This is a genomic window from Bradyrhizobium sp. Kon58 (genome assembly GCF_055807455.1).
Window position 1 is genome coordinate 75,727 of the sequence record NZ_JBVVOT010000029.1, and the last position, 19,828, is coordinate 95,554.

17 protein-coding genes are annotated in these 19,828 nt (G+C 58.0%); 8 read left to right on the forward strand and 9 right to left on the reverse strand.

Annotation, left to right across the window (positions count from 1 at the left end):
• Positions 1-126 precede the first annotated feature (126 nt).
• A complete protein-coding gene (locus AC0L20_RS32120; protein ID WP_473294560.1) occupies positions 127-1,989 on the forward strand; it encodes a hypothetical protein in 1,863 nt (620 codons plus the stop codon).
• A gap of 3 nt (positions 1,990-1,992) precedes the next feature.
• On the opposite strand, the gene AC0L20_RS32125 is transcribed toward AC0L20_RS32120, so the two are convergent.
• Positions 1,993-2,922: an alpha/beta hydrolase gene (locus AC0L20_RS32125; protein WP_473294561.1), complete on the reverse strand. Its 930-nt coding sequence runs from the start codon at positions 2,920-2,922 to the stop codon at positions 1,993-1,995.
• Positions 2,923-3,138: 216 nt separating this feature from the next.
• On the opposite strand from AC0L20_RS32125, the gene AC0L20_RS32130 reads away from it, so the two are divergent.
• Both AC0L20_RS32130 and AC0L20_RS32135 read left to right on the forward strand, forming a co-directional pair.
• The gene (locus tag AC0L20_RS32130) at positions 3,139-6,135 is read left to right on the forward strand and encodes a hypothetical protein (RefSeq protein WP_473294562.1); all 2,997 of its coding nucleotides are present in this window, start codon (positions 3,139-3,141) and stop codon (positions 6,133-6,135) included.
• A 62-nt stretch (positions 6,136-6,197) separates the two neighbouring features.
• Entirely contained in the window at positions 6,198-6,752 is a 555-nt protein-coding gene (locus tag AC0L20_RS32135) for a TetR/AcrR family transcriptional regulator (RefSeq protein ID WP_473294563.1), read from the forward strand.
• Between the two features lie 38 nt (positions 6,753-6,790).
• Here AC0L20_RS32135 and AC0L20_RS32140 read toward each other — a convergent pair whose 3' ends face one another.
• Positions 6,791-7,936, reverse strand: coding sequence for a zinc-binding dehydrogenase (locus tag AC0L20_RS32140; protein WP_473294564.1), 1,146 nt, complete (start codon positions 7,934-7,936; stop codon positions 6,791-6,793).
• Positions 7,937-8,173: 237 nt separating this feature from the next.
• Here AC0L20_RS32140 and AC0L20_RS32145 point away from each other — a divergent pair, with 237 nt between their 5' ends.
• Positions 8,174-8,602 (forward strand): OsmC family protein, encoded by a 429-nt coding sequence (locus AC0L20_RS32145; protein WP_473294575.1) that lies wholly within the window; start codon positions 8,174-8,176, stop codon positions 8,600-8,602.
• 465 nt (positions 8,603-9,067) lie between these two features.
• On the opposite strand, the gene AC0L20_RS32150 is transcribed toward AC0L20_RS32145, so the two are convergent.
• The 4 genes from AC0L20_RS32150 to AC0L20_RS32165 all read right to left on the reverse strand — a co-directional run bounded on the left by AC0L20_RS32150 (position 9,068) and on the right by AC0L20_RS32165 (position 14,092).
• Complete coding sequence (locus tag AC0L20_RS32150; protein WP_473294565.1) at positions 9,068-9,754, reverse strand: VOC family protein; 687 nt, start codon at positions 9,752-9,754, stop codon at positions 9,068-9,070.
• Positions 9,755-9,902: 148 nt separating this feature from the next.
• Positions 9,903-10,250 carry a hypothetical protein gene (locus tag AC0L20_RS32155; RefSeq protein WP_473294566.1) on the reverse strand — a complete coding sequence of 116 codons (348 nt, stop codon included), beginning with the start codon at positions 10,248-10,250 and terminating at the stop codon, positions 9,903-9,905.
• Entirely contained in the window at positions 10,243-10,647 is a 405-nt protein-coding gene (locus tag AC0L20_RS32160) for a hypothetical protein (protein WP_473294567.1), read from the reverse strand. The genes AC0L20_RS32155 and AC0L20_RS32160 overlap by 8 nt, the downstream gene beginning before the upstream one ends.
• 943 nt (positions 10,648-11,590) lie before the next feature.
• Positions 11,591-14,092, reverse strand: a complete 2,502-nt coding sequence (locus tag AC0L20_RS32165) for a hypothetical protein (RefSeq protein WP_473294568.1) — start codon at positions 14,090-14,092, stop codon at positions 11,591-11,593.
• 313 nt (positions 14,093-14,405) lie between these two features.
• Here AC0L20_RS32165 and AC0L20_RS32170 point away from each other — a divergent pair, with 313 nt between their 5' ends.
• From AC0L20_RS32170 to AC0L20_RS32180, 3 genes are read left to right on the forward strand one after another with little or no spacing between them, the layout of a single operon-like run.
• Positions 14,406-15,032, forward strand: coding sequence for an acyl-homoserine-lactone synthase (locus AC0L20_RS32170; RefSeq protein WP_473294569.1), 627 nt, complete (start codon positions 14,406-14,408; stop codon positions 15,030-15,032).
• Positions 15,029-15,226 (forward strand): hypothetical protein, encoded by a 198-nt coding sequence (locus tag AC0L20_RS32175; RefSeq protein ID WP_473294570.1) that lies wholly within the window; start codon positions 15,029-15,031, stop codon positions 15,224-15,226. Before AC0L20_RS32170 ends, AC0L20_RS32175 begins: the two co-directional genes overlap by 4 nt.
• Positions 15,223-16,635 (forward strand): diaminobutyrate--2-oxoglutarate transaminase, encoded by a 1,413-nt coding sequence (locus AC0L20_RS32180; RefSeq protein ID WP_473294571.1) that lies wholly within the window; start codon positions 15,223-15,225, stop codon positions 16,633-16,635. The genes AC0L20_RS32175 and AC0L20_RS32180 overlap by 4 nt, the downstream gene beginning before the upstream one ends.
• Here the strand turns inward: AC0L20_RS32180 and AC0L20_RS32185 are convergent.
• The 3 genes from AC0L20_RS32185 to AC0L20_RS32195 form a co-directional block, all read right to left on the reverse strand.
• Positions 16,519-17,223 (reverse strand): helix-turn-helix transcriptional regulator, encoded by a 705-nt coding sequence (locus AC0L20_RS32185; protein WP_473294572.1) that lies wholly within the window; start codon positions 17,221-17,223, stop codon positions 16,519-16,521. The two genes, AC0L20_RS32180 and AC0L20_RS32185, sit on opposite strands and share 117 nt — an antisense overlap.
• A 21-nt stretch (positions 17,224-17,244) precedes the next feature.
• Positions 17,245-18,057 (reverse strand): alpha/beta fold hydrolase, encoded by an 813-nt coding sequence (locus AC0L20_RS32190; RefSeq protein ID WP_473294573.1) that lies wholly within the window; start codon positions 18,055-18,057, stop codon positions 17,245-17,247.
• Positions 18,058-18,549: 492 nt separating this feature from the next.
• Entirely contained in the window at positions 18,550-19,383 is an 834-nt protein-coding gene (locus AC0L20_RS32195) for an enoyl-CoA hydratase/isomerase family protein (protein ID WP_473294574.1), read from the reverse strand.
• Positions 19,384-19,586: 203 nt separating this feature from the next.
• Between AC0L20_RS32195 and AC0L20_RS32200 the strand changes: the two genes are divergently transcribed.
• The coding region (locus AC0L20_RS32200) for a CoA-transferase (protein WP_473293876.1) at positions 19,587-19,828 on the forward strand (242 nt) is incomplete at its 3' end.

The window sequence follows — 19,828 nt, forward strand, 5'->3', positions numbered from 1 at the left end:
CGTTCGCAACTTAAGGTATTTATCAGTTTTCGGGCGAAGTTCGAAATGTTACTTTAGGGCCGTTGTCGAAAATCATCTGCGCAATATTCCCTATTCCAATCGATCGCGCTCACGGGGTGAGGTGTCATGATCGGAGCTATTGAGCGTATCGGCGTTGTGCTCGTTCACGGTATTGGCGAGCAGAAGCGGTTTGAACACCTCGAAGGTCACGGGCGGCTTCTCGTCGATGCCATGAGACGACGGCCCGGTGCCGAGGTAACCGTCGACATCTTGAGCAGTCCGGGTGGATCCTACCGGTCCGAGCAAAACACATGGGCTTCTAGCCCTTCGGTTCGAATAGCGGTTAGGGAAGGCGGAAGATATCGCGAGTTTTTTCTACATGAAGTGTGGTGGGCCGACGTCAACGAGCCCTACTCGATCGCGAAGCAGCTAAGGTTCTGGTTGTGGGGTCTTTCCGTCTGGCTCTATCCACGCAAGGACGGGTCGACATCGTCCGGCTTCGAGGCGATGAAGGACCCTGAAGTCCCCGGGCTCGGCCGTAGGCGCAAGATTATCGTGCGCCTCGAGCTGTTCGCAGTGAGTTCCCTTTTCCTGATGGCGGCCTTTCCACTCGGGCTCCTTGTGGTCCTGGCAAAGCGATTACTCAATCTCAATGCGCCTGATTTCCTGCAGACGATCGTGAACTACGTTTCTGGCGTCAAGCTCTACAATCAGCGTCGACGGTATGGCGCCGCGCTCTTGTTCAACAAGGAAAGCGATTTCCTCGATACGATGGAGGAGCCGCCTCGCGTATCCGTCAGACGGCGAATGATCGAAGTGCTGGCGGACGTAGCTCTTCAAAAGCCGTCCTACGACAGGTGGTACGTTCTTGCCCACAGTCTCGGGTCCGTGGTCGCTTTTAACGGTCTCATGGAGCCGGGAGAGATGATGGCGAACTATCTCGGCAAGAAGCGCTGGGCCGTATTGAAGATGCGAAACTTGGCGGGAGACCGCAATGACCCCCTCCTTCAAGGGGTTGGATACTTCGACAGTCGGGCTCCCTCTGTGGCCAACGGATTGACGTCGCCCATACCAGGCAGGCCTGTTTGGCTTGGACCGGACGATGTGGTTTTCCGCCACCTACTTTTGAAGAATTTCAGAGGACTTCTCACTTACGGGAGCCCACTTGAGAAGTTTGCCGCGATTTGGCCTGCTCGGGTTCCGGTCAATAGCTCCGAGAAACATTTTCCGAAAGGGTCGGAGTGGATCAACATCTACGACCCTGTCGATCCTGTCTCCGGCATCTTGAGGGCCTTTAAGCCGGGCGATGAAATCGAGGAAGCGCATGTACCCCGAGCCCGAAACATCGGGTTCGCAGCGCATTGGGGCCTTCTCTATTCGCATCTGAGGTATCTGAACCTGGCTAATCACGGGCCCAAAGATCTCGGCGACGCCGTTGTGAACTGGCTTACGACAGGATCGACGTTCCAAGCACCAGCGGCGCCGCGGAACCGTTGGTTCGAGCCGTATGACGGCCAACATTACAGACGCTGGTGGCGAGGCGCCTATCAGTGGGTCGGCGTCTACCTTCTGATTGGTGTCATGGGCGCTCTCTTCGTTCCTTGGGCCTCGAAGAACCTCCCGAAGTGGATCATGACCTACGTGCGCGAATTCTGGGTGTGGGTCGAGGAAGGCGCCCGGACCAATATCATCGACCGTCTTCCATTTGGACTCTCGGGCGCTTGGTTTTGGCTATGGCCCGAAGCGCAAGAATTGATTGCACGCATGTTTGGGTTCATGGGGACTTGCTTGATAGGGACGCTTGCTGTTGGGGTCTTTGCTTCCTTGTTCGTCTTCAGGCGAGACCCAGATGACGATCGAAACAAGGGCGGCCGCAAGGCAACCGTAAAGTCTACTTTCGTGGCCGAGACGCGCGAGTTTGGATATGTCCATCCTGCCGACAAGGAAGCTAAGGCTGTGGACCCGAAAGTCGGGACAAAGGCCGGCTGACGATTAAGTCCAAAATGAATCGAACGCTGCCCAGAACTGCGATCGAAATTCGTCGCGCTCCATGAGCAACTCGTGCATGGAGTTTGCCACAATGACGTATTTGCTGGAATTGGACCTTTCCGTGAATGCGCGGCTCGCGGCAGGACTTACGATCTGATCGCGGCCTGGAGCAATGACAAGGGAACGGGCCACGATCCGCTTTGGGAAATCCGGATCCGCAAACTCATGAGTGGCTTCCGCGGCGGCGGCGGTCCATCCGATCGTCGGTGAACCCAATCCAAGATCCGGCTGCGCCGCTACGAGACGTGCGCAACGTGCGTAGCGACCCTGATCGGACGTTCGCTTGTTGCCGGCAAATGGCCTCGAATCCATGATGTCAGCATGTCCTCCAGGAACATACTTAGTTCCGAATCCCGCGCTGACCAATGATCGCAGCGCAATTCGCGCAAGGCCCGACTCGCTCAGAAAGGGTAAGCCGATCATCGGCGAGGTGAGGATCAGGCTATCGATCGGCACGCTCCTTCGCGCGACTGCTCGTAGCAGCATCGCCGCGCCCGTCGAGTGAGCCAAGCCAAGATAAGGCGGACGACAACCAGGCTGGACGACCTGCTCGAAAATGCTGTGGAAGTCGAGATCGTACTGGGCGAAGTCCTCTATGTAGCCTTTACGCTTATCCGGCAGGAGCCTGTCGGACAGACCTTGACCCCGCCAATCGAACGTAATGACTCCAAAGCCTCGACTGATGAGCTCGCCCACGACTTCGAAGTACTTTTCGATGAACTCGGCCCTTCCCTGGAGAAGGACGACAGTGCCTCGCGCCGCGATCGGCCCTGGCCATCGCGCAAAACGCAGTTCAACGCCGTCTGATGCCCTTATCCAGCCGACGTTTGCGCCGTCCGGGATCGGATAGTCCGGTATAGAGACCAGCTTCATGAGTGCTCTGTTGGCCGGCTCGGTCTATGCCCGCCTCCACCGGTCGTGAGGCCAAACACCGTGCGCTTCCGAGTCCGAATGTACAGCTCGCCCACCCTCCCGGAAAGCCTGTAACGCTGTTTGTCCGGGTTGTCGGTCAACAACATGTCACCTATCGTGAAGAGGCTATCAAATCTCAGGCGAAAAGCGGCGGCAAAGTGCTCTACCAGGTGAGGCATGGATATGGGGCAGGCGGAGCGAGCGAAAGAATTACCCTCCGTGGGCAAGGTAATCTGCATTCATGGTACGGCGGCCGCGGACGCCTCCGACCAAGGACGGCGATGGTGGCAATTAGGCAGTGATTTCGCCAACGCACTTCAAACCCGTCTCCCCGAAGTCGGCCTGGAAAGGCCGTACCACTGGTCCGGCGAGAATTGGGAGCGTGATCGCCGAACGGGCGGTGTCGATCTTCTCGGACGTTTGCGACGGCTGGAAGCAGCGGGGCAACCCTATCACCTGATCGGCCACAGCCACGGTGGTTCGGTCATTCTTCATGCCCTGCGAATTGCTGCTGCGGCCGGCGAAGATCTGAGATGCCTACGCAGCTGGACTACGGTCGGAACTCCTTTCTTGAGTTTCGCCTCGTCCGGAATCAACATCCCCTTGATTCTAGCGACCACGGCCGTCTTCGCCGCCAGCGGCATGGTGCTCGCGGAGGTTGGCGGCTATCTGAACGGCAACACCGGGGACATCTCGATCGGATTGTATTCGGCCATCTTCGTTGGCCTGCTCATCCTGCTTGGCGCCTTTGCCGCAAGTTTGGCCTGTCTTTGCGTCCGTCCATGGTTGGACTGGAGGCACTCGCGGCGAGAAGAGGAGCTTACTGCGAAGGCGCAAAGAATCTTCGCCGACCGGTGGCTAGGTCTCTGGCACCCGAACGATGAGCCGATAGGAGGGTTAGCGTCAACGCTGGGCAAAGCCCCAAACCTCGCTCCGAGATACTTCTGGCTTCTCGCGCGAGCGCTCGACGAACTGGTATGGTTGCGGATCACCCGCAGAATCCAGGGAACCAACCTGTTGGGACGGGAGCTTGGCCGTGTCGGCCGTTCTCCCTTCAAGGTCGCGTGGGGAGCGATTCCGGACACCATTTCCGACCGGATGACCGAGCGTTGCAATGCCGCATCCGTAACGACAATATCGAGCATACGGCCGCTGCTCGGTACAGCCTACCTCTCTCAGGACGCGAACAGTTTCGTCGCCGAGCTTAAAGCGAGAATGAGCTGGGCCGAATTGCTGCACAATTCGTACTTCGCCGACCCGCAAATCCTGGATATCATCGCCCTTAGGATCTCGTCTTTCGAGCCATACATGGGCAAGCCGGCCTCTTTAGTCGAACCGCGGCTTGAAGAATGGCTCGCGAACGGTGCGACCGCAGACGCAACAGGCGATGTTCCACCCCGATCCAGGCCAGTGGCGCTCAGCATCGCCGGCTCCCTCGCCGCGGCGGCGTTTGCGTTGCTCTTGGCGATCGCAACTATAAGCTCCTTCCGCGCATTCGTCGCACCGTTCACCGACCGCGCCCAGATCGACGGCATAGTTGTCGCCGTGGAAAATGGTGAACTTCTGAACATTCACGGTAACGATGCGGCTGGAGCGGTGCTCGGCGGCTTGTATAGGGCGGGACGCCTAAAGAACCCGATCGACATGCTTGAGAAGATCCGCGAGCCAAATGCTTTCGTCATGGCGAGCCGATCGCTTGCAGTGAGCTACGCCTCGAAAGAAGACGTCGCGTCCTTCAACACGTTGACCAAAATAGCCGATACGCAAAGTAAGCCGATTTCTAGAGCGGATCTGCTTCTGGATTTTATCCGAGCCGCTCCCGAGCGTTCCAAAACCATCGAATCCTTTCTCGCTGAAGTTTCCGACCTCATCCAGAAGCGCACTTTGAGGCGCGACAGAAATGGTGGCTATTTAGCGCTCGCTTCGGTCCTAGCGGTTCGTCATCTGGACGATCGCTTGTCGGATGCCACTCGCAAGATTGCAGTCGATGCGAAGGACGACTTGCCTTGCTACGATGTCGCGAATTATGTGAATGTCTTCATGGCGGCCAACGAAGCAGACAGAGCCAGACGTATTCTTGAAATGTGTGAAACGAATGCCGCCTCCCGACCGGAGGTCTGGCTGAGGGTTGCGCGAACGTTGCGATCTATGGGATTGCAATCCGCAAGTCAGAAGGCCGCGGCCTTGATCGCTCCCGACGACAAGCTGACGACGGAAGATAGGTTGAGTTTAGCTCGAACTCACGTCTTGAATGGAGATCTTGCCGCGGCGAGCGCCGAGGTCGAGCGTCTGCTTAAAGCCGACGGAACGTTGCCTCCGGAACAAATGTTCGATGCTGGAAGGATCTTAGCGGATTCGAACAAACCCGAAGAGGCTCGCAGTGCCTTCGAAGGCGCAGCCATCTATGCGGATTACCGAGCGAGATTTTTCAGCCATGTTTCCTCCTCCATGAGAGACTATGGTTTGGTCATCAAGGCTCTGGTCGCCGCCGGTGACGAAACGGAGGCCAAACGCCTGGCGGGCGAACTCATCGATGCGATCCGAGATGAGAAATTCGACGACGCGACAAAAATAGAGGATACTTTGTCGTTCGCGGAGACGTTGCCTCAAATCGGGTTTGGCGACCGTCATGATCAAATCGTAGCCAAACTCGAGAAGGCGATCGATACCGTGCCCGAAAATCAGCGCCTACGCGTGTGGCTACGGCTGTCGAAAGAGCGGTCTCAAACTGATAAACGGGCCGCAAAGGAGGCGTTGGAAGGGGCCGTTGTCGCTGCCGGACTAGCTAACGAATATCAGACCCGGTCGCAATCCTATTCCGAAATCAGCCAAAAGTTCGCTCAACTCGGCTACTTGAGACTCGCCAGGATCACCGCAGACCGTGCGACGGTACCTCAGGAGCTGCTGAAGGGATACGCTTCGGTGCTTGGATCGCTACCCCAACACCCCGACTACGACGAGAGTTGGTTCTTAAGCGTCGACAAAGAACGCACGCGTCAATTCCTGGAGCAGGCGAAAAAGGAGGGAATTGTGGCTTTCATGGGTTTGCGTGCGGGCTTGTATGACCTGATCAGCTTTAATTCGGATTATGCCGACCGCATCTGCAAAATGTCGGCGATCGCGGCCGAAACGAAGCGCGTTCCGAAGAAGGTGGGTAACTCGACTAGCCAATGACAACGGCTTGCTACTCCGCCGATTGATCTGCGATCGGCAATCTATTCGAACAAGGACGACATATGGTTCGCTTCCCGCCGGCAGAGACGGCCAGAAAACATCAGAAGATAGTGCAGAGAGCGTCGCGGCTCTTCAGGAGGAGCGGTTTTTCCGGCGTCTCCATCGGAGACGTCATGCGCGCGGCAGAGCTGACGCATGGGTCGTTCTATAACCACTTCGCGTCGCGTGACGCGTTGCTCAGCGAGTGCGTGGACCATGTGGCGGGCCTTGCAGTCAAGCAGATAGAGGGTGCAGCCCCCTCTATCGCAGGCCGGAAACAGTTTGCCGCGAATTACCTTAGCTTGAGCAACAGAGACGCGCCCGATCGAGGTTGCCTGCTGTCTTCGCTTGCTGCCGAGATAGCTCGCGAGCCTTCGGTGCAGCCAAGCATGACGCGATACGTGAGAGCATTTATCTCGGCCATCGCATCGCACTTTCCTTGGAACAAGGCTCGCGCCCGAAGCGAAGCGATCCGGATGACCGCTTCGCTCGTCGGAGCTCTGCTTCTGGCCAGGGCTGTGGACGACGAAACGCTATCGCGCGAGATCCTCGATGAAGTGGCCAAACAGTTCAGTTGATCACAACCAACGCGCTGGACCCACGATAGCCCCAAATCTCATGTCGGAGCACTAGGCACGACGAGATACTTTTCGCCCGTGCCGCGGCGATAATACTTGGCTATTACTTCGGGTCGGAGCATATCCCGGAGCGATATGGATTCGGCGTAGGAGCTCTTGAAGGTCGTCCCGATTTCCGCGACGACGCGCTCCCTCAGCTTGCTGGTCTCTTCGGCACCGATCTTCTCGAGGTAGCTGAAGAGCAGCCATCCGCCCGCCCCCCAGGCCATTCCGACGCCGCGGTCGATCTCGACAGGTCCGGGGCTCAATCCGCCGTAGATGTACGCCTGCTTATGCACATTCGAACCATAGCGGCTATATGCGCCGCTCTTCTGTTGAATGGCGTTCTCCATGGCAAGCAGGATCTGTCCCGCCAACTTCCCGCCCCCGATGGCGTCGAAAGCGATCGTTGCGCCGATGGCGGCGATCATTTCGGTAAGCTCAGCAGCGAACGTAGGACGACTGGAGTCGCAAATGTAGCGCGCCCCCAATTCTTTGAGCAGAGCCACTTGGCTCTCGTTTCTTACGACATTGGCCAAAAGAATCCCGTCCTTCTGGCAGATCTTGTTCAACATCTGGCCGAGGTTCGATGCGGCTGCGGTATGAACGATAGCCGTGTGCCCTTCGCGCTTCATTGTCTGGACCATGCCGAGCGCAGTAAGAGGGTTGACGAAAGCGGACGCCGCGTCCTCCGCTTTCGTGCCCTGAGGGAATGCTATGCAATTCTCCGCTTTCGCCAGTTGGTACTGTGCGTACAACCCGCTTCCAGCGACGGAGACGAGCTTTCCAAGCAGCGCCTGCGCCGGTTCGGACCGCCCTGCCGCGACCACCACTCCCGCTCCTTCGTGGCCTACGAGTTGGGGGTTGTCGAGGCGGCCTTTAACGGCCTGGAGCGCGGTCGGCGCAACCGGGGCTCTCAACGTCACAGCAGAGGCGCCTTCTTCTACGGTGACCTTGCTAACGTCCGCGGGTCCGAAGAGGAGGCCGATGTCCGATGGATTCAGTGGTGCAGCATCTACACGAACGAGAACTTCGTCGTGGGCGGGAGCGCGCACGATTGCGGGCTTGAGGGAGAGAATAAGTTCGCTGCCTGCGGTAATCAACGAGCTTATTTGAAGCGCCTTACCGGGAATTTCCGTATCCATTTCTCTTCCTCCGCCCAATTGGCTATGTCGCTGGGCCTGCCGCTTGGCAGGTGTGCCGGCTCGACAGGTGCCACATTAAACCTGACAATCGTAAGGCTTGATTGGTCGCTTAGCAAGCTTGATCGGTGCTGTCACATTCACGCGAGTGCAGGGATTTCGGTCGCGAAGTCAGGCGGTTTGCCTGAGAGTGTGATAGAGCCGCCGTTCCAGATCAACCGTCAGAGCCAGGAGATTGTGATGCCTACGCGAACCGCTTCCGCACGTTACGAAGGACTTGGACCAACCGGAAAGGGGCACGTCTCCACCGAGTCGAGCGTACTCAAGGACCAAGCGTACGATTTCAATACGCGATTTGGCGATGCCCGCGGCACCAATCCCGAAGAACTCGCCGCCGCCGCTCATGCATCATGTTTCACGATGGCGCTCAGCTTCGCCTTGGCGCAAGCGGGTTACAAGGATGGAACTCTCAAGACCGACGCGGCGGTTACGATCGCAAAGGATGGCGAGGGCTTCAAGATCAGTAAATCGGCGCTGACGTTGTCGGCCAAGATTCCGGGGATCAGCGAGGCTGACTTCGCCAAGATCGCAGCCGGTGCCAAGGCAAATTGCCCGATCTCCAAGCTCTTCAACACGGAGATCACCTTGGACGCCAAGCTTGAAGCGTGATCTTCGCGCATGCTTCGTTCGACGCGAAAAGCCAAGTCCACTCGCGTGGACTTGGCAGTCGCTCCTTCTCAATCAGTGGCTCCTGACGAAGGCGACGGTTTTGGCGTGTAACCAGGCGAGTAGGGACGTCGAGTTGCAACGCTTCGTCGACGGATCTCGTCGAAGGATGCTTTCCATTTGCAACGTCGCCGCCGCGCGAACTCCAAACGTCTTCATTTAAAGTATGATTAGAACGGAGTGTCACCGCTCTTGAGTCTACAAGCGAATGACCGAAGACGCCCCAGCTCCGGCGGAGCTTCCAGACAATATCGAAGAGTTGAAGCTAGTTGCGGGTGGCCTGCTTGCTGCTCTGGTCCTCGATAGCGCCTAAGCCAAATGGACTTTCGGCAATCCTGATGCGAGCCTGGGCGCCGGCCGACACCAACCCATCTCGAACGCTGCATTGAGGAAGTGGATAGGAGCCGATCAATCGAGTCTTCCGACGATCGAAGCTCGCTGAGACAGCTCGATCCAATTCCCATCGGGATCAAGAATCATGGAGATCCGCGCAGTCGTCCCTAAAGTAGTAGGTGGCAGGCCTTCCCGGGCACCAGCGGAAAGCGCGAACGAATGGGCCTCGTCGACCTTGAAAACCTGCAGCGTGATATAGCGCCAGCCTCTGCCTCGAATTCCTGGATCCTGCGCGACGTTTCCTCGCTGATTCAGAAAGAGACTTGTGCTTCCGGCACGGAAGCCGATCCCGTCGGCGACCCGAAATTCCGCGAACCCTAGAACGTCAGCATAGAAGCGTCGATGCGCCTCAATGCTACTTACATGGACTCGGATCGCTATCTGTTCAAATTCTGCAAAAGCGGTAGGTACCAATGAGACGCGGTTGCCATCCGGATCGGTCAATTGCCTCGTCCGTTCGAGATCGGCTCTTGCGATGAGGAGTTCTCGATATCCCGAAGGGGCGGCATTCGGCAATGGATCGTGGTGGTGATTGACCTTTATGACCGAGCCGCCCGCGTCGTACCGATACTGCTTCTGTCCCCTGCGTACCGGCAAGACGTGGTCCAGCCGAAGGCCGACCTCGTGCGCCCAGAATTCCACCATGGGCTCGAGGTTATTGGTCGATAGGCCGAGGTCTATCATCGGCTTGGCTAATTTCACTCGGCTCTCCGCCTTCCTACTACTACCAATTTAAGACCATAGCATGTAGCTTCAAAAGAAAAAGCAACAGGTCTTTTACCCGCATCGACGAACTTGAGGAGCGGGATCGGGGGAAACAAATGTTGAATCGGGTATCGGCGTAACCATTTCAACAGTGAGCGAAGTGGCGACCGCCATCGCCGCTGCGGTCGAAGAGCAAGGGGCTGCCACGCAGGAGATCAGCCGAAATACCCAACAGGTGGTCCTCGGCGCGAAGGAACTCGCTGAAAGCGTAAACGGCGTAAACACAGGTGCGAAAGCTACGGGTCGGGCTTCTGACGAAGTTGGAGAGGCGGCTGAAGACCTCGGAGCGCAATCCAAGCGTCTGCGAGAGAATATCAGCGCATTTCTCGAGAATATTCTGGCCGCGCAACATCGCGGGAGAGGCGATGCGAGAGCGCCGACGATGGCGGAACTGGGTGGAGCTGGCTGTAGCAACCTCGGCGTCGTTAGCCAATCGGCCGCGAAATCGCTGAAGCACCGAAGTTCAGGCTGAGACGTCCACGACACTTCCCGGCTTGGCGCCTTGCCTTTTTAAGCGCCTCCTCGATTGCCTGTTTTATCTTGTCTTCTACAGCGGCCTTCTGCTCCGGGGACATGCTCGCCAAAGACTCTTCGCTAAGCCCCATACTCTTCAGGATGTTCGCCCGAATCCGTTCGAATGGGTTCATCTTCGCGTACTTCAGGAAATACTGCACGACGGTATCTTTCGCCGATATCGAATCGACCACCTCCGAGGAGGTCGCCGAGTGTCCCGCCGCTGTTGTGTTGCTCGTTGAACTATCGGGGTTTGTGCCTCCTACGGACTTGCTGGCCGAGTAGGAATAAGAAGAGACGCCGGAGGTGACTTGCATGACAAAGGCTCATCGCACTGCTTGTATTTATGGAGCAATGCGCGTGCCACGAACGCGCGTAGCCGAATCACCAGCAGCTTTCGAAATTGCGCTCCGTACCCTCGGAGTTCGGGAAGATTTTGCCGCGGGGATGTTGCCTCCCGGCAATTGTTACCGGGCTTCCATATGCCGCCCTGGTCGCGGGCGGTCTCGCTGCGGCAGTCTGTGCCTGCGGAGTGGAGGCGGGTGAGTCAATCGAATGTGGCTCTCGTGGAAACATGTGTTGCCGATGCCGCTCTCCTCAAGCCATACGGCCCGCCGAGTTCGCGCTCGATGCCTGCCTGTCGGCGAAAGGCTTGGTCCGGTTCCACGGGGTTCACTCGCACGTTATCTTGTAGAACCGACAATTGGTTGCGATAATTGGAAAACTTCAAAGCGCGTCGCGATCGCGTTCGCGCGATTCGAGGCTGTTCGTTGAATTTCCAAGTAGCGGTGCTCAAAATTCTAGTGAGCTACCCAGGGGGCTTGGCATCTCTTACCGAACTCAAGCGCGATATGGCAATATTGGCTACCAGCGGCAGCGATTGGGCCGAACGTACCAAGAGACTGGCCTCGCGAGTCGCGCCTCTCGACATATTCTCACAAGGACTCGTCGTGAGGCGGGATGGAGGTTGGGCGATAACCGATAAAGGGCGATCGGTCGTCGAATTCATGGAGAGCAAGGGCTTAGGTATCGAACCTCATACGATAACGCGCCTCGATCCGGTGAATTCCCATAGCGTGGCCGCGCCGAAAACGCGTGTCGCCAGATTATCGATCACAGGAAACCGGCGGAGACTGGCGCGCCATCGACGGCGAACACAGCAGAAACGAGTCTCAGGCTCCAAACCAGCAATCTAGCCTTGGCGCGCCACCTGACGAGAAGCAGGGGCCGACAATCAGATCAAACCAATGACAAGGGACTTCATGCATCGATGTTCGGGAAGGTTCGTCGTGCGAGCCTCAGAAGCAAATCTTTGCTACCGCTCGCCACCGACACTTTGTCTTCTCCGGAAATCATTCGACGCCCGACGTGCTCGCCTAGAGCCCTGTAGCACTCCAGCTGCTCTTCGGTGAATAGCTGGTCCATCGTTGTCTCGTGCGGGAAAGTCGGATTTGCGGCCTTGTAGGCCGCTACATAGTCGTTCTCGTCCCCGCTAAGAGATGCTTTGATATAGATCAGCACGCCCTTTTGCCTCTCCGGCTCCTGCTCGTTCGAGGTCGCGCCGATCTTAGCGACGGCCTGAGAGTTCGGCGGAGGTGGATAGTCGATGAGGCCAAGAGCCACGTGAGGGCCTGCCTGCGGGCTTCTTTCTCCGGCCTTGATCTTTTGCGACACGAGGCGAGAGCGTTCGGAAATTGGTTGCCATTCCATCGTGATGATCGTGCCGAGATCGATTCTCGCGAAGCGCTGGACTTGGACCAAGGATGAAGCCGTCATTTCTTCATCGGCCTCGCCGTCGACGGCGATGATCGTTTCGCACCGCCTCCGCAAAAGTTCGTAGATGCCCAGATTTTCTATATGGCCGCCATCCGTGAGGAAGACAAAGCCGGCACTCTTCGGGTGGCCTCCGTTCTCGCTGGGTTTGCCCGTTTCGCTGACGGTCGCCCCCGACTTGAAGAATGCCTCCCTGAGTAAATAAGTGGGCCCAGGCTTTCCCAGCCACCACTTTGTAAACGAACGCGCTTTTGCCAGGTTGGCAATGTCGGCCGGATGACGGAGCCATCTTCCAAGCCTGACATTCAACAACGCGATGGTCGGGGACAGCGGGCGCATGGACGCCATGCCCATATTCGGAGCGGCAGCGGCTCCAGATATCGCCATGGCAGTCCCGATATTCAGGCCGTCGGTAACTGTCTCGACGAGATCAGTGGGAACGTATCCCGTCGCTTCGCTTCCCACGAACTGCCTTGTGAACGAGAAGAAATCAGCATTTCTGCCACGTTTGTTGGCGAAGCTCGATCCCGGCACGTTCAGTGCGGTGTTGATGATGTGATAAGGACCTGCGCCGGGTACGACCTCGCTGAATTTCAGGTCGTCGGCGCCGTCAAGCACTGCCTTGCCGGCCGCGTCGAACCTTCCCGTCCGCCGGAAGAGGAATGCACTGCCGAGCCGGTCGCGGTAGAGCTGATGCAACGAGTTCGAATTCACGTTCAGAAATGGCCAGAAGAACAGGAAGGCGGCGGCAAATCCGACGTACACGATCGCCGACCAGCCATGGACGGAGGACACAACTCTCCCTCCTACGTGCTCGAACAGCGAGGCGAGAAACGCGGGTGAATGATGCCAGCTCGTGCATGACGGTAACGCTGCCTCCGAGCAGGACGTGACCCCGATACCCCAATAAGCCAACTGAAGGAGCGCCAGCCAGATGATGAGCGGACCTACAGCAGCCACGACGAATAGAATTATTCGACTTGTCCACTTGGAGACAACGGCGATCAGGCCGCTTTCGGCACCCGATATGGCTTTTTCCGCCAGCGGTCTAACGAAGGGAAGAACCACGAGGACGACCGGCGTGAGCCAAGTGACCACGCGCGAGATATTCTCGAAGTACCCGCCAGGCTGAGCTTGGCTTTTGTTGTAGGTGGCAATGCCTGGATTCGCGACGACATCTGCCTGGCTCATTCCGAACATGTGTCGGAGAATCCAAAAATGGAATTCGAGGAGCGGGGGGAGCGCCAGAAGTGCGAGAACGATGGCCGCGACCTTTGCTATCGCTTGACGCTTTTCCTTCCGCAGGATCGGAAACACGGACACGCCGATGGCGTATATGACGAGCAGGACGGCCAATATGCAGGCCGCCAAAAAGGTGAAAGCCCAACCATTAGCGCGGATCGATACGGGTAGAAATTCCAGCCAACCAGGCGTCGAAAGGAGCCGCCTCGTGTCCGGGTTCATCAGGATCAGGGCAGCGGCGGCCGCGAGCAGAAACGGCATCAGGACGATCGCATTCATGGTGATGCCGCGAAGGTAGATCACGGCTGCCGAAATCGCCGAGCCGATTCCATTTTGCAGAAGGTAGCGGGAATTGTCCCGTATGTGGCCCGTCTCTTCCGTTTCTCCAGGATCGTGACCCGTCCGCCCGAAGGGGAACTGTCCGCCGCTGTAGGACATGGAGACCGTCGTCGACGTACCGATATATCCCCCTCCCGATACGGTCGATAGGTAATCAATGGTTCCTCTGAATTTCCCTGCGGCGTGCAAAGCCTGCAGAACACCGAGACTGAACGAAGCTGATCTGACGCCTCCACCGGAAAGGGCAAGGCCAATCATCAAGTGAACAGTCGTCGGTTTATGTTCGATGGAGGCCGTTTCGCCTTTCGCCTGCGCGTTTGATCTTATCTCGCGATATTCGCTGTCGTATACTTTGTCGAAATTGCTGATCTTGGCAGTTTCTTCGCCAGCCACCCCAGTCTCGGTCATAGCCTGCTCCCGCTTACCCAGCCGCGAAGTGTATAGATCCCTGACGATGCAAGCCAATTGAGCTTGCCGCCGTCAAGCTAGGAGGACTCCTAGTTCACTCAGTTTCGTTCGGCGTCGAATTTGCTCGCCGCCTACTAACCCGGCAAGTGCCGCCCCGTCTCGGTTTGCGGCCGCGGACCGGTCGACTGCGCCGCCGGGAACCACCTCAGCTCGACCATGCTCCGAGAACGAATGACGACACCTGCCCAAGGGAATCCCCCAGTAGCTTTCGTGGTGTCCCTTTGCTTATCGTAGGCCTTAGGAGCGACATCCCATGATCGAAGCGTTCTCGGTTGCAACCGCGCATCACTTCCAGGACGCTTTCGCTTCGCAAGCTCGTCTGCGCTTCGAGGTCTTCGTCCGTCGCCGCAGGCTCGATCACTCGTCCTGGGACGGCCTGGAATTCGATGAATTCGACACTCCGGCGGCGACATACCTCGTTTGGCGCGACAACGAAAAAGTGGTGAGAGGCGTTGCTCGGCTATTGCGTACGACCAGACCCTATATGTTGCAGAGCTATTGGCCGTATCTGATCGACGAGGGCGAGATGCCGTCCTCGTCGGGAATATTCGAAGTGACGCGCGTGTGCGTCGACAAAGGGGTCCCGCCGTTCGTCAGGCAACGCATATTTCCCGAGCTTTTATGCGCCATTCAGGAGTTCATCTCGTTTCATGGCGGCTCCGGAATGATTGGCGTCACGCGCGAGCATCTGTTGGCTCACTTTATCCGATCGGGGATCCAGTGGTTGGGGCCGGCACATCTCATCGAGGGCGAGATGGAAAGGGCTTTCTTTGTCTCTACCGACAAGATTCGGCCATCGGTTCACTGCAACAGATTTGGCATCATTTCTCCGGTGCTGACTGGCAGCCCGATCGAGGTCGCCGGCAGGACCGCCGCATGAGCAGTGATGGGCGGACCGTTGGCGCCACGGACGAGGATGCGGCCTGCCACATGGCCGACGCGCTCACATATCTGAGTAGGGTAGCGATAGAGAGAGGGTACGCGGAGATAGCAGACGATATCCTCGTGATCCGAGATAAGTTGCGGTTGATCGCCATCGCCGAGAAGCGGTGGCCCGAAGGAACGAGCGCATGAGCGAGAACGTCTCAGCTTTCGGAGCTCACGTCGCCTTCTTCGAGAGCCACGAGTCCGAGGTCCGCTCGTACTGTAGACGGCTTCCGGCACTGCTCAAATCGGCCAACGGTGCGGTGATCATCGACGACGAGGGGCGGTCGTATGTCGATTTCATGTCCGCCTGCGGAGCGCTCAACTATGGGCACAACCATCCGAGATTGAAGGCGGCCGCCCTCAATTTTATCCAGCAGGACGGAATCGCCGCAGCGCTGGATTTTCATACCATCGCGAAATACCGCTTCCTGAACGGTCTTTACGATCAGATTCTCACGCCTAGGAAGTTGGATTACAAAGTTCAGTTTCCCGGGCCGACAGGGGCGAACTGTGTGGAGGCGGCCATGAAGCTCGCCCGCAAGGCCACAGGGCGTGAGACCGTCGTGGCCTTCACCAACGCCTTTCACGGTGTTTCCTTGGGGGCGCTGTCGGCCACGGCATCTTCGGCGGTTCGAAGGTCGGCGCGTGGTTCGCTCAATGGCGTCGTGCGGCTGCCTTATGATGGCTATCACGGAGCCGGGCTCGACGATCTCCTTCGTTTTCGAGCGATGGCGAAAGATCTTTCGGGAGGAATCGATCCACCTGCGGCGTTCGTAGTCGAGACGGTGCAGGGGGAGGGCGGGCTGAACGTCGCGTCGGACGGTTGGCTTGCCGCGCTCGCGGACGTCGCAAAGGATCTGGGCTCACTGCTGATCGTCGATGACGTCCAAGCGGGATGTGGCCGCACAGGTACGTTCTTCAGCTTCGAGAGAGCCGGCATCGTGCCCGACTTGGTCTGTCTCGCAAAGTCGATAAGCGGATACGGGTTTCCCATGTCGCTATTGCTGGTAAAGCCCGAATTCGACGTCTGGTCTCCTGGCGAGCACAACGGCACGTTCCGAGGCAATTCCCTCGCATTTGTGACCGCACATGCTGCGATCGAATTGTGGGACGGCGGATTCGAAAAGGCCATAGAGGACAGAAGCGCTCTTCTCGAAGATTGGTGCCGTTCGTTGCAGGAGGAATTTGCGGATCAGCTGAAGTCGAAGGGATTGGGTATGATGCGGGGACTCGAGTTCGTCACGCCCGATCATGCGATCGCGGCCGCAGATCTCGCGGCGCAGAGTCGCATCGTAATCGAGTGCTGCGGTCCCCGAGATGAGGTCCTCAAGATCATGGCTCCTATCAACATCGACCTCGACCTGTTCAAGACCACTCTCGCCCGTCTGGCCGATATCGTCCGGACGGTGCTCAAGCCGCGGCAGTCATCTATCCAGAAGCTACAGCGCAATGAGGCCGGTCTTGATTCCCATGATGACCGCGGTTATCCGATTTCCCGCTCCCAGTTTCCGCATCGCGTTGCCGACATGAAATTCGACGGTCTTTTGCGAAATTGAAAGTATTTCGCCGATTTCCCAGTTCGTTTTCCCTTCCTTGCACCATCGCAGACACTCGACTTCTTGCGTGGTCAATGCGACCTCCGGCGGCATTCGCCGGTCGGCGAGTTCGCAAAATTTGAGCCAGTAGTGAATGCTGAGCGAGTAGATGTACGCCGATCGGTCCAGATCGATGGAGCCGCGCTCTCGGAAACTAAGGCTGATGAGATCGGTCTCGCGACCCGGACCGCGCATCGGGATGGTGATGCCCGAATGAACGCCCAGTTCCCGGCATTCTTCGAAGAAGACCTGTTGCTCCCTCGAAAATACCCCGCCTTGCGCGTCGCGCCAACGAAACGGACCGCGCGCCACTTGGACATGTTGGACGACTGGATCTAGCCGATCCCATTGCGAGGCTTTGTACGTGTCCAAATATCCAGGTGGAAACTCGCTCCAGGGTATCGAGACCAGCGACTTGTTCTTAGCCCGTGCGAAGACGGCGTTTTCATAGCCCGCCGCGCTCACGGCGGACAGAAATATCTGCTTCAGATGTTGCTCGGAGCTTATGTCTTGTGTTCGTTCGATGAAGTCCTCGATAGTTGCGGCCATGGTGCCCCCGCTCCAATAGGTTCAGTTTACCGAGTTGAAGAATGCTTGCATGTAACCGTTGAAGATCGCCGGCGATTGCCAGTGAGGCGCGTGTCCCCCGTCGACCACTATGGGCGCACCACCCCAGATGTTCCGGTATGAAAGGTCGAGCAGATAGCCGATATTGATGAAAGGGTCTTCGATGCCCTGTACAATCGCGAGGGGCCTGCTGTCCGACGACACGGTCCGCACTTCGTCCGCGCCGACCCCCGACATACCGTTGCGGACCATCCAGAACCGAGCGTTCCCATCCGTCGCGGTCGCCGCGCGGAGTTGCGCTGCCGAAGGCCGTCGGCTGCCCATCATGGCACCGACGTATCTGACGACGTCATCGTTTGAGAAGTGGCGCTTGCCGGCAAGAGCCGTCGATGGTGTCCAGTTGAAGCCGGCAGCGATCCCGGCGGGATCGAGCGACACGGGAGGGGTACCGGTCAAGAGAAGCGATCGCACCGCAGCGTAGCGGCTAAGCATTTCTAACCCGATATGACCTCCGAGCGACCAGCCGAAGACGTGGTAGGCGTCGTATCCGAGCTCCGCCATGAGACAGTGAAGGACTTCCGCGTAGCCTGGAAAGCTGTAAGTCCGCTGAGGCATCTTGGAACGTTCAGACGCCCCGTGCCCGGGAAGGTCCGGGACCACGACACTTAGACCGATTTGCGTGAGCGCGGCTATCTGTCGAGAGAATGCGTCCTTGCTCGACGAATTGCCGTGAACCAGTAGAATTCCGTCCCGTCCGACCCGTAGATGGTCGAGACTCAATCGCAAACCCTTAATGAGCCTGGTACGCGGCCTCATATTCAATTTCCTGCTTCCGAGTGGAAGCCAAAACAAATTTGCTCTACGCGAGCCTTATTGAAAAATCCGGCTACAACTAACGGGCGTCACGCGCGCGAAATACGCTTCGTATTCAGACATCGTCCGATTGCGCGGTCTATACGCAATAGCGTATTGAGTGTATGCATGTGCATAAGGTCGGGCGCCTCCGCCGCGTTGGCCAATTTGTCCAGGGCCGGCTGGCTCCTGATCGTCTTCAACCGACCTTGTCGCCGGCAAGATCAAGAATGCGGCGGTTTCCTGCGTGTCCGGCGACTGGTTCGCGTCGCTGCAGACGGAGCTGGAGACGTCGACCCCGGTCAACGCGGCTCCGCGGTCGGATCGACATCGGAAGCGTCCAGCCGACGTTCTCTCCGACGGGAAGGCGATCGGGATACCGCGCGCGACGCCGGCCGGACGTCGCCGGCCGGGAAATGCTCAGCGGAGGATCGACCGGAGCGTCCGCCGTCCAGGTTATGAGCCGGGAGTGTATCTTGCTACGTACTCCCCGAGGTTCAACTCGACTTCGGCGCGGGTCTGCAATCCCTCCTTGAAGAGGGCAATCGCGCGCGCCTGTGTCTCGGGGCGGGCGACCGAGGCGAAAAAGGCTGCCATGTTTGGGGCCAGTTCAGCCAACGGAGGCAGCGTTACCTCGTCGATGAATCCCTTCGTAACTTTGATGGCTTCCTTCTCGAATCCGGCTACTCGTGTCGCATAGGCGTCGACGAAGCCTTCGAACTCGGTGTCCGGCACGGCCCGGTTGACGTAGCCATATCGCTCCGCAACGTCGGCCCTGATATCGTCGGCGCCGATGAGTATTTCCAGAGCGCGGCCACGTCCGACCAGCCTGGACAGCCGAGCCATCGGTCCGCCGCCGGGCACAGCGCCACCGCCGACCTCGAATTGGCCCAAGATCGTCTTCTCAAGGCTCGCGAAACGAATATCGCAGGCCAACGCGAATTCACTACCCGCGCCCCGAGCTCGGCCACGCACGGCCGCAATCGTCAAAACGGGAACGCGCGAAAGCCGCACAAGCACGTCGTTCCATGGATGAAGGCCGGTAGGGCCAGGCGGAAGGGCCGCAAAGGCTGCGATATCCGTCGCGATGTCGTAGTGCGCCATGAAGAAATCGGGATCGTCGCTCCTGAACACCACAACGGTCAATTTCGGATCCGCCTCGATCCGCCTGAGCAACGCATTCAATTGAGGGATCGTGTCCGGTCCGATCAGATTGATCGGAGGATTCCTGAACGTGATCTCCCAATACGAAGGAGTGACGGCCTCGATGGCGAACTGATCGTGTGACATGGACTTCCTGCTATCGTAAACCCGGCCGGATCCCAATGAACCAAACTTAAATCGACATCTAGTAACTTTAATTTGTGAAGTTAGTATCCGCCGGCTTGCGCAATGCTTCCCAGCCCCTCTAAAGTTGAGCGTCGCGCGTGGGTTCGCTGCGATTTCCTGGTGTGCGCGCCGAGGTCGACTTTTCTTCGTTCAAAGGTCCCAGCATGAACAAGGTCTATCCCGACGCCAAGTCGGCTCTTGAGGGTGTTCTGAAAGACGGCATGATGATCATGTCGGGCGGCTTCGGCCTTTGCGGCATCGCCGAGACGCTGTCGGACGCGATCCGCGACTCTGGCGTCAAGGACCTGACGGTGGTCTCAAACAATGCAGGCGTCGACGGCATTGGCCTCAGCCGCCTGCTCGAAACCCGCCAGATCAAGAAGATGATCTCGTCCTATGTCGGCGA

What these genes read in the sequence shown, in the direction of transcription:
- AC0L20_RS32120 (WP_473294560.1), top strand. Translation starts at nt 127, where the DNA reads ATGATCGGAGCTATTGAGCGTATCGGCGTTGTGCTCGTTCACGGTATT.
- AC0L20_RS32125 (WP_473294561.1), bottom strand. Translation starts at nt 2,922, where the DNA reads ATGAAGCTGGTCTCTATACCGGACTATCCGATCCCGGACGGCGCAAAC.
- AC0L20_RS32130 (WP_473294562.1), top strand. Translation starts at nt 3,139, where the DNA reads ATGGATATGGGGCAGGCGGAGCGAGCGAAAGAATTACCCTCCGTGGGC.
- AC0L20_RS32135 (WP_473294563.1), top strand. Translation starts at nt 6,198, where the DNA reads ATGGTTCGCTTCCCGCCGGCAGAGACGGCCAGAAAACATCAGAAGATA.
- AC0L20_RS32140 (WP_473294564.1), bottom strand. Translation starts at nt 7,936, where the DNA reads ATGGATACGGAAATTCCCGGTAAGGCGCTTCAAATAAGCTCGTTGATT.
- AC0L20_RS32145 (WP_473294575.1), top strand. Translation starts at nt 8,174, where the DNA reads ATGCCTACGCGAACCGCTTCCGCACGTTACGAAGGACTTGGACCAACC.
- AC0L20_RS32160 (WP_473294567.1), bottom strand. Translation starts at nt 10,647, where the DNA reads ATGCAAGTCACCTCCGGCGTCTCTTCTTATTCCTACTCGGCCAGCAAG.
- AC0L20_RS32165 (WP_473294568.1), bottom strand. Translation starts at nt 14,092, where the DNA reads ATGACCGAGACTGGGGTGGCTGGCGAAGAAACTGCCAAGATCAGCAAT.
- AC0L20_RS32170 (WP_473294569.1), top strand. Translation starts at nt 14,406, where the DNA reads ATGATCGAAGCGTTCTCGGTTGCAACCGCGCATCACTTCCAGGACGCT.
- AC0L20_RS32175 (WP_473294570.1), top strand. Translation starts at nt 15,029, where the DNA reads ATGAGCAGTGATGGGCGGACCGTTGGCGCCACGGACGAGGATGCGGCC.
- AC0L20_RS32180 (WP_473294571.1), top strand. Translation starts at nt 15,223, where the DNA reads ATGAGCGAGAACGTCTCAGCTTTCGGAGCTCACGTCGCCTTCTTCGAG.
- AC0L20_RS32185 (WP_473294572.1), bottom strand. Translation starts at nt 17,223, where the DNA reads ATGGCCGCAACTATCGAGGACTTCATCGAACGAACACAAGACATAAGC.
- AC0L20_RS32190 (WP_473294573.1), bottom strand. Translation starts at nt 18,057, where the DNA reads ATGAGGCCGCGTACCAGGCTCATTAAGGGTTTGCGATTGAGTCTCGAC.
- AC0L20_RS32195 (WP_473294574.1), bottom strand. Translation starts at nt 19,383, where the DNA reads ATGTCACACGATCAGTTCGCCATCGAGGCCGTCACTCCTTCGTATTGG.